2 protein-coding genes are annotated in these 15,367 nt (G+C 39.6%); both read left to right on the forward strand.

Features of this window, described 5'->3' with window-relative positions:
- The first annotated feature begins 322 nt into the window (after window positions 1-322).
- A complete protein-coding gene (locus AADJ06_RS15355) occupies window positions 323-12,283 on the forward strand; it encodes a CUB domain-containing protein (RefSeq protein WP_341227362.1) in 11,961 nt (3,986 codons plus the stop codon).
- A gap of 117 nt (window positions 12,284-12,400) precedes the next feature.
- Window positions 12,401-15,355, forward strand: a complete 2,955-nt coding sequence (locus tag AADJ06_RS15360) for a hypothetical protein (RefSeq protein WP_341227363.1) — start codon at window positions 12,401-12,403, stop codon at window positions 15,353-15,355.
- Window positions 15,356-15,367 lie beyond the last annotated feature (12 nt).

Consider the following 15,367-nt stretch of genomic DNA (forward strand, 5'->3'; position numbering starts at 1 on the left):
CCTCAAGGGTATTCTTTGCTACTTTTTCTAGGCAAAAAAAATACTTATTTAAGCGACTGGTGTCAAATTATTTTTAAAGTATACTAAGATTTCTTTTTTTCAGGAAAAAGCCAGGTTAGGTGTTTTTTTGAAAATCATAAAGCAAGTTAATTTATTGGTAGTAAGGTTTTTGAGTGTATTTTTTCAGTAATAGTTTTTAGTCAGCTTTCTTTTGGCATGGTGATTGGTATTAAATAGGAGATTCTGCACAAGAAGGTGCAAAATTGTGCGGCAAGACTTGAGGTCTTCAAAAGCATATCTTGCTGAATACCAAAACCGATAAGTGAGTAATCCTAAAGGAGAAATACAAAAACTGATAAAATTACCTTGCAAAGGTTTAGCTCTTAACGCTAAATGCTGCAGGGCTTTTAGCGTTTTGGCCTTTCTTATGTTCTTATGTTTTAAAAGCTTTGCTTTTCCCATTGATTTAGTTACCAACGGAGATTTCTCAGATGGACGGAATGGTTTCTCGTCAGACTACGACTGGAACGGATTTAATAACGGCGACTATGACATTGACGACGAACCTGGTGATGTCAATAATGCTTTCTACGATTTTTACGACCATACGGTAGGTACTAGTGCTGGTGAAATGCTAATAGCAAACGGAAGTACAAATAGCAACGATGATGTTTGGCAAAACAATTTTTCTGTAACCAGTGGTCAAACATATACCTTATCTTTTTGGTATAGAAATGCTTACAATGGAAATCTGTCTACATTAGGTTGGACTGCCAATGGTTCCCAAATAGGAAGCACTGTGGTAACAAACAATAGTTGGCAAAAGATTACTGTGGTTTACACGGCTACTTCTACAGGTACTGTTACTTTTGCCATTAAAGAATTTACTCAAGAGTCTTCAGGGAATATTTTTGCGATTGATGATGTATCTATCCTGACCGATTTACCGGCTACATGTTCAGGAACTTTTTCGGATACTGGTGGAAGTGGAGGTAATTACTCAAACTATGAGGACTATACCACCACCTACTGTGCAAGTCCTGGAAATAACATTCGTTTTACTTTTACCAGCTTTAGTCTTGAGAATAGATATGATTATTTAAGAATTTATGATGGTACATCAGTTTCTGATGAATTATTTGATGACTACACAGGTAATTCAAGCCCAGGTACAATTACTTCTACAGAAGGATGTTTGACTATAAGATTTACTTCTGATTATTCCGTGAATGAATCTGGCTGGATAGCAAATATTAGCTGTGTGCCAGACCCTTCTTGCTCTGACATTGATCAGGTTTTAATTAATGATTTAGGCGGAAGTTCGGATATAGACATTACTGGTGGAGCAACTCTTTACACAGGTCAATTACCTATCAACTGGAATATTGAAGCTACAGGTACTGGTTCGGTAGGGAGTATGGAGTTTCAAGTAACTGGCGATGCTAATCAAAGCAATATAGAAAGTGCAGCTCCTTATAGAATGCCAACTGATGCAGTATCTCTAAATTGGGGAGTAGGTACTTATAGTATTAAAGTTACGCAGTATAGTGAGTCTGGTGGAAATGGAAATGTTTGTGCCGTTGAAGATTTTGACCTTATTATAGACGACTGTGCAATAAGTAATCTTACAGCATCCTCAAATTCGGAGGTTTGTACAGGAGAAACTTTAAATTTAAGTGTTTCAGGGGGTGGGAGCGGTGCAGTATATTCTTGGACAGGCCCCAATAGTTTTAGTTCTTCCAGTCAAAACCCTTCTATTGCTAATATTGGGGCTGCTGTCTCTGGAAATTATGTGGTCACCGCAACTAATTCAGGTTGTTCAGCTACGGCTTCTACTAATGTTTCTGTAAATATTGCTCCTAATGTTACTGTAACTAGCCAAAACGCCAATTGCGGATTAAATAATGGTGAAATTACTTTTTCTTTTCCAGACCAAAGTGGTAGAACTGGCATAGAGTTTAGCACTAATAATGGAAGTTCATACGGAAATAATGTAAATGATAATATTGGAAGTACCACCATTGGCGGTTTTGGACCAGGTACTTACGAGGTTTGGACAAGATGGGGCAATAATGAATGTCCTGTAGATTTAGGCTCTGTCAGTGTCGCTAGAGTTTCTGGAACGTTAAATACGTCAAACAGTGACCCTACTATCTGTCTTGGTGAAAGTTCTACTTTAGGAGTTTCTCTTTTGAATGGAGTAGGAAGCGTTAGTTATTCTTGGAGTAACGGTCTAGGAACTGGAAGTAACAAAAATGTAACTCCTAATAGTAACATCACTTACAGTATTACTGCTACAGACAGTGAGGGCTGTACTGCCACTAACACTATTGCGATTGTGGTGAATAATTTACCAACAGTTAGTATAGGGTCAAATTCACCAGTATGTGCAGGTGGAACTATTAATCTAACATCAGCTGGAGGGAATAATTATGCATGGACGGGCCCAAATTCTTTTAGCTCTAATAATCAAAATCCAAGCATAGCTTCGGTGTCTCCTTCAAATTCTGGGGTTTATAATTTGACAGTTACAGATGCCAATAGTTGTTCAAATAACGCCGCAGTAAATGTTGTAATTAATTCAGGTTTAACAGTGACGGCTGGTGTTGCAGATTCAAAAATATGCTCTGGCTATGCTTTAAACCTTAATGCAAGCGGTGCGAATACATATACTTGGACTGGGCCAAATGGTTTTTCTTCTAACAGCCAAAACCCCACTATAAATAGCTCTACAGTTACAAGCTCAGGAGTATATACAGTTACTGGAACTAATACTAACTCTTGTACAGCTACCGCTACTACTTCCGTAACGGTAGTTGCCAATAATAGAACAGCAAATAACGACGGTCCAAAATGCGTGGGCAGTACTATAAATTTAACAGCTTCAGGAGGGGATACTTACAGTTGGGCTGGACCAAATGGTTTTAGTTCTTCTTCATCAAATCCAAGCATAGCAAATGCTACATTAAGTAATGAAGGTATTTATACTGTCACGGTATCTATTAATGATGCCTGTTCTGAAACTGCCACTACGGAGCTTACCCTTTATAGTTTACCAAACGTTTCCGTAACGGACCCAGGCACCATTTGTCAATATGACGATGCACAACTTCAAGCTTCTGGCGGAGTTTCTTACGCGTGGGTAGGTCCAAATAGTTTTAGTTCAAATCAGCAAAACCCAACGGTCAGTAATATTACGAATGCCAAAACAGGTATCTATACAGTAACTGTCACTAATGCTTCCAGTTGTTCAGCATCGGCCACTACAGAATTGTCACTGTCGTTCCCAAGCCTTGTGGTTTCTAGTGATACTGCATTATGTGCTGGTGGCACTATAAACCTTAACGCTTCTGGTGGAATTGGATATAGTTGGGTAGGACCAAATTCATTTAGCAGTAGCTCGTCTAGTATAAGTATTGCCAGTGCTAGTTCATCCGAATCTGGTGTTTATACAGTAACAGTAAATAATTCACTAGGGTGTACCGCCACTACGGGCATAAATGTAACCATCCTTAGTACTTCTGACCCAATACTAACTTTACCATCTATTTGTACTGGAGATTCATTGAAGTTAGAAATGCCAGGATGGACAAATTATTCATGGACAGGCCCATCTAGCTTTAGTTCATCTGATGTAGATGCGTTTATAGTAAATTCTAATACCTCCAATTCTGGTGTATATAGTGTTACCGTGAATGTAGCAGGCTGTACCACTACGGCTACAACATCTGTTACGGTTAGGGCATTACCAGCCCCCGTAATTTCAAGTAATGAGCCCATTTGTTTAGGCACTAGTTTAAACCTTAGTACGGGTTCTCAATCTTCATATACATGGAAAGGTCCAGATAGTTTTACTAGCTCTGCTCAGAATCCAGTAATCTCGGTTTCTGATAGTTTGGTGCAAGGGATTTACACATTATCTGTAGTAGATACTTATGGCTGTATAGACTCTACCACTCATGATGTAGATGTTTCCGTGGTTTATCCTACGGCAAATAATAGTGGAATATCGTGCTTAGGAGATAATGTAACTTTGAATGCAACTGGCGGTTCTACTTATTCTTGGACAGGTCCAAATAGTTATTCTTCAAATTCTCAAAACCCAGTTTTGAGCAGTATTACCGCTTCTGATGCTGGAATTTATTCGGTAACAGTTACGGATGCAAATGGCTGTACAGGCACTGCAACAACAGAGATAGTAGTTTCAATACCAACAGCAAGTGCTACTACCAATGGGCCAGTTTGTGAAGGCTCTACGCTGATATTAAGTGGTTCTAATGCTGATTTATATGATTGGTCTGGGCCAAACTCATTCACTTCAAGTCTTAGAATTCCACAAATAAACAATGTAACATTAACAGCTGATGGTGTTTATACTTTTACAGTAACAGATTCAGTTTCGTGTACAGCCACAGCTTCTGTTATTGTAGTTATAAATCCATTACCTACGGTTTCAACCTCAAATAATGGCCCTACTTGTCAAGGTCAAACACTTAACTTGACTGCCAGTGGAGGTAATTCTTACAGCTGGGCAGGACCTAATGGATTCTTATCTTCAAGTCAAAACCCAACAATAGCCAGTGTTCCTGCTGGAGCCAATGGTATTTACACCGTTCAGGTTACTGATATTAATAATTGTTCATCCATTTCCACCATGGATGTTACGGTAAATCCAGCACCTACACCAGTGGCTTCGGCAACTATTGCAGATATATGTGTAGGGCAAACATTAGAATTATTAGGTAGTGGCGGAGGTACTTACGCTTGGACCGGTCCAAACTCTTTTTCTTCTTCTCAGGAAGACCCAAACCGTAGCAATGGTACTACGGATATGACTGGTATTTATACTTTGGTAGTAACTACAGTACCTCAGGGCTGTACAGCTAGTGCCACTGTAGCTGTTTCAGTTAATACTATTCCAGACCCTCCAATTGTAAGTGATGTAGAAAGGTGCGGGCCTGGAACAGTGACCATAACGGCTTCTGGCTGTTCTGGAATTTATAGTTGGTATAGCACCAATAGTAGTTCTACAGTTTTAGGGACAGGTGCATCATTTACAAGTCCATCATTAAGCAGTGATAGAAATTATTATGTTGATTGTACAGAGTTTACTTGTCCAAGTTCTACCAGAGCTGAAGTTTTTGTAGATATTTTACCCGTGCCAACCGCTACAGCTTCAGTGACTCAACGACACTGTAAAGGTTCTACCGCTAAGTTTACTGGTGGAGGTAATAACGTAAGTTCTTATAGTTGGTCAGGTCCTACTGGTTGGTCGAGTCCTGCACAGTCGCCTACTTTTTTGATTACAGAGAATTCGGATGCGGGTACTTATACTATTACTACTACCCGTTCTAATGGTTGTACCGCTACCGCTACTACAAATTTAACAGTAGTTAATAATTGTAATAATATCTGTGACCAGCAGTATGTTATAATTCCATCAAATCCAGCTTTTTGTACTTCAAATACTGGTCAGGTAACCATTTCTGCGACCAATGAGTATCAAACAAGCTTAGACGGAGTAAACTGGTATAGAGGCTCTCATACATTTGGTGGTTTAGGAGTTGGTAATTATTTCTTTTATGTAAGAGACTATGCTACACAAAACATCTGTAAGAATGTTAATAACACCTTAGTGTCAACCACATCTTCCTATTTTACAGGAGCAGATGTAGATGCGGCATCAGATTGTTATGCTGCTAATGGTTCTATACAGCTTGAAGGGGTTCGTCAATCTGATGATGTTACTTGGCTTGCCACGTTAAAAGGAGCCTCTGTACCAATATCAACATTAGATAATAGTACGATAGAAAACTTAACCCCTGGTTTATATTATGTTAAGGTAGCCAGGGCTAACGAATTCTGTTACGCAGAAAGATATATTGAAGTACCAAATAATGGTACAGACTGTACAAGTGATGTCTTCTGTGATGACGATTCGGTTCCAAACTTATTTCCAAATGGAGACTTTGGTTCTGGGACGGATGAAAATGGACCCGTTTTGACAGAGACGCAGTATGGTTATTCAAACTACACATGTTATTCTCCTTGGGATAGTTTTTACTCCATAGTATACGAGACCGATTGTGATAATAATAATCATCAAGCTTTTCAGTTTTCTCAAGCCACAGGTTGGTGGGATATTTTGGAGGAAGATCATACTCCAGGAGATACTCAGGGGTATATGATGGTAATTAATGCTGGTTATACACCTAATATCGTAATTGAAAAGGAAATTGGTGATTTGTGTCCAAATACGCAGTATAACTTTACAGCTTGGATGCGAAATATCTCCCCAGATTCGCCAATTCAGCCTGATGCTGCATTTATTATTGATGGTGTCATCATGGCGAGGTCTGGTGAAGTAAGAGGTACCAGTTGGCAAAAAGTAGGTTTCTCCTTTAAGACTGGAGATAATACAACCTCAGCCCTTTTTGCTCTTAGAAACATTGCTCCTGGAGGTTTTGGAAACAACTGGATTTTGGATGACATTAAAGTGAGTAAGTGTCCACTAGAAATTGAACTTAGTGGTACCACGGTAGCCTGCCTTGGCGGAGACAGTGAAGAAATTAATGCCAGTATCGGTGACCCATATTCGGAGCACACATTCTTCAAATGGCAGAAAAGTGATGATAACGGAGCTACTTGGGATGAAGTTACGGCTGTAGCCGAAGGAACTTACGTTTCTGGTGTTATGGACGTGAGTTTAACTTTACCAACTCCAATAGTTTCTGCCTTAAGTGGAAGAATTTATAGAATTAGACTTGCTACTACTGAAAGTACAATTGACGACCCGCAGTGTTCTGTTTATAGTGCTTTGACTCAAATTATTGTTCCACCTATTGAAGTTGTAGTAACTGAAGACCAAGTTAAATGTATTGGAAGTGGAGAAGTAACATTAGAAGCCATTCCTTCTGGAGGAAATGCTCCTTATACTTTTGAATGGGATAATGGTTTACCTACTACAGCCACGGTAAATGTTAATCCAAGTATATCTACGGACTATATAGTTACGGTAAGAGATTCTTCTGGGTGCCCAGTTACAGATACCATCAATGTGACAATTGAAGATCAACCTACACTTACAGTATCCATTGGTCCAGATTCAGTGTGTGTAGATGGGCTTGCAGGAATAACAGCTCATGTAGTAGGTGGTTCTGGCGATTTTGATTTTACATGGTTCTCTACCTATGATACCACAGGAACTTGGACAGAGATAGTAGGTGAAAAAGATTCTGTCTATCACCCAGAAACGTCAGTGGCTCATCAAATATATTATAGAGTTTTTGTAGAAGACCTCACGTTTGATTGTAATGATGCTCTTTCTAATGCGGTATTATTTAATGTTGTAGACGATCCTATTACAAACCTAAATCTTACAGATGTTAGTTTGTGCCTTAATGGTAATGTTGAACTTATTCCTACTATTACTGGAGGAACAGGTCAGTTTGAGTATCAATGGGAATACTCCCTCGATGGAAGTACCTCTTGGACTGCCATGCCGGAAGATACGCTCGCTAACTTGACTGTACCTTCTGATGCTGTTAAAGTGGAGTATTATAGGCTTACTACCACTTCTGATGGAAATGGATGTGATTCCCCTCCATCAGATGTAGCGAGAATTGAAGTATTACCAATATTTGATGTTGACGTTTCTTTAATTGATAATGTTGTTTGTATTGATGGTTTAGTTGTTTTACATGCGGATACCTCATCTGGCTCAGGAACCATTACATATCAGTGGTCTAGTAGTTCGGATGGATCTAACTTTAGCACCATTAGTGGGGCTACCGACTCCACATATTCACCAGTTACATCTGCAGAAGGTTTGATGTATTATCAGGTAGAAGCTACTGCTAGTGGTATAGGCTGTGGTAACGCCACTTCAGATATTGCAACTGTTACTGTTTTACCAGAATTCTCAGTGGATGTTACGGTAAATAACCCACTAGTTTGTATTGGTGGAGCAGTAGAATTAGTGGCAGATACTACAAACGGAACTGGTACAGTAACATATCAATGGTTCGATTCAACGGATGATGTAAGCTTTAGCCCAATAGCTGGTGCTACAGATTCCAATTATGTAGCTCCTACAGCCACAGAAGGCATTACGTATTATAGAGTAGAGGCAACAGCAGACGGGTCTGGTTGTGGAACGGTAGTTTCTCCGTCCGTACCTGTTGAAGTTTTACCGGTATTCTCTGTTGAAATTGCTGTTAATAATAGTATAGTTTGCGTTGGCGGAATGGTGGAAATATTGGCAGATACTACAAACGGAACAGGAACAGTAACTTATCAATGGTTCGAGTCTGACGACAATAGTGTATTCACTTTAGTACCTGGAGAAACAGATTCTTTGTTAAGTGTTAATACTTCTGTAGAAGGAACCCGCTATTATTATGTAGAAGCTACTGCTTCTGGGTCTGGCTGCGGAACAGTAAGGTCAGCCACAGCAACAGTGGAGGTTCTTCCTGTTTTTGAAGTAGAGGCGAGTTTGTTGTCAAATACAGTTTGTATTGGTGGAGCTGTTTTATTAAACACAGACACAACTTCTGGTACAGGAACAGTAACTTATCAATGGTTTAGTAGCACAGATGGTTCAAGCTTTAATCCTGTAACAGATTCTACCAGAAACGCATTTGTACCAGTTACTTCTGCAGAAGGCATGATGTATTATCAAGTTCAGGCCACGTCAAGTGGAGAAGGTTGTGGAACCGCTACTTCTGACGACGTCACTGTTACCGTATTACCAATTTTCGATGTTGAGGTTTCTGTAAATAATGCTGTAGTATGTATTGGAGGAGCGGTGCAATTAGAAGCAGATACAGTAAACGGAACAGGAAATATTACTTATCAATGGCTTTCATCAACAGACAACAGCTCTTTCAATGTAATAAGTGGTGCTACTGATTCAGTTTATGTACCAAATACAAGTTCAGAAGGTATATTATATTATCAAGTTCAGGCTACAGCAAGTGGTTCGGGTTGTGGAACTGTAACATCGGCTTCTGCTTCAGTAGAAGTTTTACCAGTCTTTTCTGTTGATGTTACTTTAGCAAGTAATACGGTCTGTGTAGGAGGAACTGTAGAGTTAGTAGCCGACACCGTTAATGGAACAGGCGTGGTAACATACCAATGGTTTGAATCTTCAGATAATAGCACTTTCACACCAATTAGCGGAGAAACAGATTCTAATTTGATAGCAAATACAGCATCTGTAGGAATTACCTATTATAGAATTGAAGCTACTGCAAGTGGTTCAGGTTGTGGTACAGTAAGTTCAAATTCGGCCTTTGTAGAGGTATTACCTGTTTTTGATGTAGATGTTACATTATTGTCAAATACAGTTTGTATTGGCGGAGCAGTTAAGTTATCCGCAGATACCACTTCAGGAAGTGGAAACGTGACCTACCAATGGTATGAGTCTTCAAATAATAGCACGTTTACACCAATTAGTGGAGAAACAGATTCTATATATTATCCTAATACTAGTGCAGTAGGCTCATTATATTATAGAGTTCAAGCTACAGCTGGTGGTTCAGGTTGTGGAACAGTTGATTCAGACAATGCCACGGTTACAGTTTTACCAATTTTCGATGTTGAAGTAAATGTCAATAACGCGGTAGTATGTATTGGAGGAGCGGTGCAATTAGAAGCAGATACTATTAATGGAACGGGAACAGTAACTTATCAATGGTTTGAATCATCGGATAACAGTACTTTCACTCCAATAAGTGGAGCTACAGATTCAGTTTACTTACCTAATACTTCATCAGAGGGAATCATCTATTATCAAGTACAAGCTACAGCAAGTGGCTCGGGTTGTGGTACGGTTACTTCAGCTTCAGCAAGTGTGGAGGTATTGCCTGTATTTTCTGTTGAGGTAGCTTTATTAAATAACACGGTGTGTTTAGGCGGAGCAGTTAGATTAGTTGCCGATACTACAAATGGAACCGGCACAGTGACTTATCAATGGTTTAGTTCTTCTGATAATAGTACATTCACATTAATGCCAGGAGAGACGGATTCTGCATTGACAGCTAATACATCCTCAGAAGGAATTACATATTATTATATAGAGGCTACAGCAAGCGGTTCGGGTTGCGGTACTGTAAGGTCGGCAACAGCTAGTGTGGAAGTACTTCCGGTATTTGAAGTAGACGTTTCTTTGGATGATAATATAGTTTGCCAAAACGGTTTGGTACAGTTGACCTCTGGTACTACATCAGGCACCGGGACAGTGACTTATCAATGGTTTAGTTCTTCAGATGGAAGTTCATTTAATCCAATAACAGACTCTACCGAAGCTACGCTTATTCCAAGTACAGCTTCAGTTGATACTTTATATTATAGATTAGAAGCAACTGCCTCAGGAGTTGGTTGCGGAACTGCCGTTTCTGATATAGCCTCAGTGGCTGTGCAGCCACAATTGTCAATTGACGTTGTTCCTGGAAGTTCTGAAGTTTGTCTAGGAAGCCCAGTAACTTTTGAAGGGAATCCTCAGAATGGCGTTGGAAATATTACTTATCAATGGCAAGCATTTAATGGCGTTACTTGGCAAAACATTGGCAGCGAAACGGATTCTGTTTACAGTCCATCTACAGCTATAGCTGGTCAATACCAATATAGAATTAACAGTTTTGCCGATGGGGTAGGTTGTACAGACGCATCTTCGGCACCAGCTATTTTAATCGTTAATGATTATCCTGATGTAGCAGTTAGCAATACTGACCCATTATGTATACCAAATAATGGTCAAATAGCTTTCAGTTTCTCAAATGAGACCTATCAAGATACTATTCAGTTTAGCATTGATGGTGGTCTAACATACCCTTACTTTACTTATGATTCATTAAGTACTTATAGTATAGATACGCTTAGTGCAGGCACTTATCAAGTTTTTGCTAGATGGGGTGATAGCAGCTGCCCTATTGATTTAGGAAATGTAGATTTAGAAGAGCGTCCAGCTCCAGCCGCTAGTGTAACTTATTTAGACCCTACATGTACTACGGATAATGGCCAGATAACTTTCACTTTTGCTGATGAAGCTACTAGAACTCAAATAGAATTTAGTTTAGACGGTGGAGTCACTTATGAAACCCCAGTAAATGATAATAGTGGCAGTGTTACTTATGCTAGTTTAGCTCCAGCTACTTATGACCTGTGGGTAAGATGGGCCAATGATGAATGTCCAGTAGATTTAGCCGATGTAACTTTAACAGACCATCCCGGTCCAGTATTGACAGTTTCAGCTGATACCACTATTTGCTTCGGCTCTACAGCTTTATTAACTGCGAGTTCAACAGGTGGAGATGCTCCAATAGTATATTCTTGGAATAATGGTTTACCTAACGGAAATTCTCATACAGTATCTCCTGCAGCCGACGCTAGTTTTATCGTGGTGGCTACAGATTCTAATGGTTGTACTTCAGAAGACACTATTCTAATAAGGGTTAATCCTTTGCCGGTGATTTCAATGACTGGAGGCGAGTATTGTGAAGGAGATTCCGTCTTTTTAACAGTTACAGGTGGTGATACTTATGCATGGACTGGACCAAAAGGATTTACTTCTACCATCCAAAATCCTAGCATTGGCAATGTTGATACCACGAATAGTGGTTTTTATATAGTGCAAGTCACAGATTTAAATTCGTGCCAAACTATTGATTCTGTTAATGTAATAGTGAACCCTGCTCCCGAGGCACCAATTGTTACAAATGCTAATAGATGTGGTCCTGGGGTGTTAACGCTCACGGCCTCAGGATGTTCAGGAACTATCACTTGGTTTGATAATCAATTTTCTAATTCAATCGTAGGATTTGGCACAACATTTGAGACTAAATCATTGGTGGCCACTGCGAATTATTTTGCTAGCTGTACATCAACAAGTAATTGTGAAAGCTTTAATAGAGCATTAGCGGTTGCTGAAATCAGGGAAACTTCTAATGCGGAGGTGATAACTGTAAATAGTACATGTGTTGGTGAGGTTCCTTTAGATAATGGAATTTTGATAGCAACAGGATTTAGAGAAGGAGAAACCTACTCTTTTAGCGAAGGCAGCACATTTGATGCTTCCACCGCAATTCCAGCCACACCAGCAGTAATACCATCAAATGGTAGAATGTACGAAACAATAGATAACCCATCAGGAGTTACCACTTATTATACCGTAAGGATTCTAAGTAGAGATGGTTGCCCTGTTGACCATACGGTTGAGTTCGAGAGACAATGTGACGATTGTTTGCCGTTTTGTGAACCAGCTAGTATAAATAAAGTAAAGTAAAAATTGATGTCGAGAGACTTACAATATAGATTTTCATAAGACACACACACCTAAAAGGTTTTGCAACCCCCATGTATAAAATAAATTTTAAACATTATTTAATTCAAATCAAATCAAATGGAATTATTGATTAAAAACAGAGAAAAGCTCGCCATGAAAGGGCTTGGACGGTTTGGATTCATTCTTTTATCTGCTTGCTTATTAATTTTAGCGAATACTAAAGTCTTCGCCCAAACTGAGTGTGCCGAAAAAATTGAATTTACTGTCCAATCTATTGACGAATCTGCGGAAGGCGTAGGTGACGCTAAATTAGTGTTGTCTGGTGTACCAGCCAATGATTATATTGTAGACTATTCTTCAGGTACTACCTATTCGGGTACACCTTCAGCCACTTACGGTTCGCTTACTGCAGCCTCTGAGACAAATACCTTAGGGCGTTATATTGCTACAGGTTTGGCAAATCCAGCAACTCCTGCCGGGCAGCAATACACAGTAAGAGTGCAAATGCCTGACAATAGCTGTTATTCTGATTCAACTATTGTATTACCTAGAGTTAACTGGTCAGCAGAACCAGATTATACTGATCTAGATGTGACGGTAGCTAAAAGTGGTGACGCCACTACAGTAGGTGCCACTGTGATAGTGACCGTCTCTGTAACAAACGACGACTCTAATGCAGGTGTAAATACGGTAGATGCTACAGGTGTTGAAATTGTTATAAACGAACCAGCTTCTGGATTGGTTTATAATGCGGGTACATCGAATACCGGAGGTAATGGAACTTACGATGAAGGTACGCTAATTTGGAGTGTGGGAACTGTTCCTGCTGGAGCTACTTATACGTTAGAATTAACTTATACAGTTAATGAAAGAGGTGTTTTTCAAATTGGTTCTGAGGTGAAAACTACCACAGGGACAGTAGAAGAATTAGATTCTATGCCTTTAGATGAAGGTGGAGGAAGTGCTTTTGAAGATGAAGACGATGAGAGTTCTACGTGTATCTCTACTCCTTGGGATTGGTGTACCACTGATTCATTTGATTTTACTTTAATAAGTGATGTTTATACAGGTATTACATGGCAGAAAGATGGTTCCGATATTACAGTATCTGTACCAGGAGAATATACAATTAATGCTGATGGATCTTTAACTATATTATCTGTAGGTTCTTATAATTTTAGATACGATCATCCAACGAATACTAGTTGTGATGCAGTAGGATGTTGTCCTATAGATATTGTACAAGGTGTTAGACCTGACTTATTAGATATGCCGCCAGCAGCTATCTGCTTAAGTGAGACACTTCCTACAGTATTAGCTCAAGATGATACTGCTCCTGGAGATTATGATTCTGATAGAGGTCAAGTAGTTTATCAGTGGTTTAATGATAATGGAACAGATAATCCTACTACAGATACTATTGTAGGTCAAACTACTTTGACATTAGATTTATCTACCTTACCTCAAACTGCAGGTACATATCATTATAAAATTAAAGCTTTAGACGAACTTCATGCCACATGTATAGACTCTACTACATTTGAATTTGTAATTACTGATATAGAGAAGCCAATCGCTTCTTCTAATACACCTATTTGTGAAGAAGAACAGATTGAGTTAACCGTTACCAATATGACAGATTACCCTGGAGTTGATTATGACTTTAACTGGTGGTATGAAGCCGATTCTGCTGTTACATTTGCAGCGGTAGGTGATAGTGTTGGAATTTTAGATGCGGATCCTGTAACACATTCTGGAGATTATGTAGTACAGGTTTCTCAAACTTTTACGAGTCCATTTACTTCTGGTTCCGTTGATACATATTGTGCAAAGACGGATACCGTAACTATGTTAGTTAATCCTCTTCCAGCTCCTCCTGTAATGAAAGATAGTACTTACTGTCAATTTGAGGAGATTGCTGAATTGATTGAACACGTTGTAGATTCTACAGGTGGTGATTTCCTAAGTTGGTATCAAACTACTGCTTTAGACCCACCATTTTCAACAACAGCTTTCGCCTCTAATAAACCAGATTCTTCTATAGCTGGACAGTTCGGACCATATTATGTTACGCAAACTGACGGCAATGGTTGTGAGTCTTATCCTGATTCATTTGTAGTAAATATTAACGCTTTACCCGAACCGCCAGTGGTATATGACTTGGCATACTGTGAAGGTGCCGAAACTACCTTACCTTTAACTGCAACTCCACTTTCTGGAGACTATACACTAACTTGGTATGATGACACATTAGCTACTGGAGCTGGAGGAACGCCAGCAGATCCAGTAATTCCTACACCAGATGCTTCTGCAGTAGATACACTTAGGTTTTATGTAACACAGACCTTCGGAACTACAAGTTGTGAATCTTACAATGCGGAACTCATAGTCTATATTAAAGATACGCCAGAGAGACCTGGCTTTGAAGACCCTGTGTATTGTTTAGATGAAACAGCAATCTCCCTAGATAATCATTTAACGCCATCTCCAGTAAGTATAACGTCTCCTTCAGATACATATACACACTGGACTTACCCAGGCTTTACAGATGATGGAGTGGCAGTACCAACACCTACCACTACTGACGCTGGTTCGAGTTACGGGCTGGTATGGGAAGAATGGGAGTATTCAGTTCCGGATGGAGCAGGAGGTTCTACTACCTTATCTTGTGAAGGCCCAATGGAAGATCTTCGTGTGATTGTTAATCCAAAACCGAATATTGAGCCTATCGCAGTAAACGCACTTTGTGTGGGTGATGCAGCTCAAGACGACGCAAGGTTATATATTACGGACTATCGTGATTCAGATGTGTTATTATGGCACCCAGGTGCTGTATTTGACGCTGGTGCTGTGAGTGAACCTTCTCAAACAGGAACTGACATGAGAGCAAACGGTGGAGCCTTTGCTTCTAACTTAACAAACCCTACAGTGGGGTCTGGCCCAACTACTTATGCTATTCAAATAACAAATGAGTTTGGTTGTGTAGAAACTGGCACCGTGGATTTAACAGAGAAAGATTGTGTGTGCCCTGGAGGGTATTGTGAGCCAGCAAGCATCACAAGAACACTATAAGATTTATTTTAT

The organism is uncultured Arcticibacterium sp. (assembly GCF_964021845.1).
GTDB lineage: Bacteria > Bacteroidota > Bacteroidia > Cytophagales > Spirosomataceae > Arcticibacterium.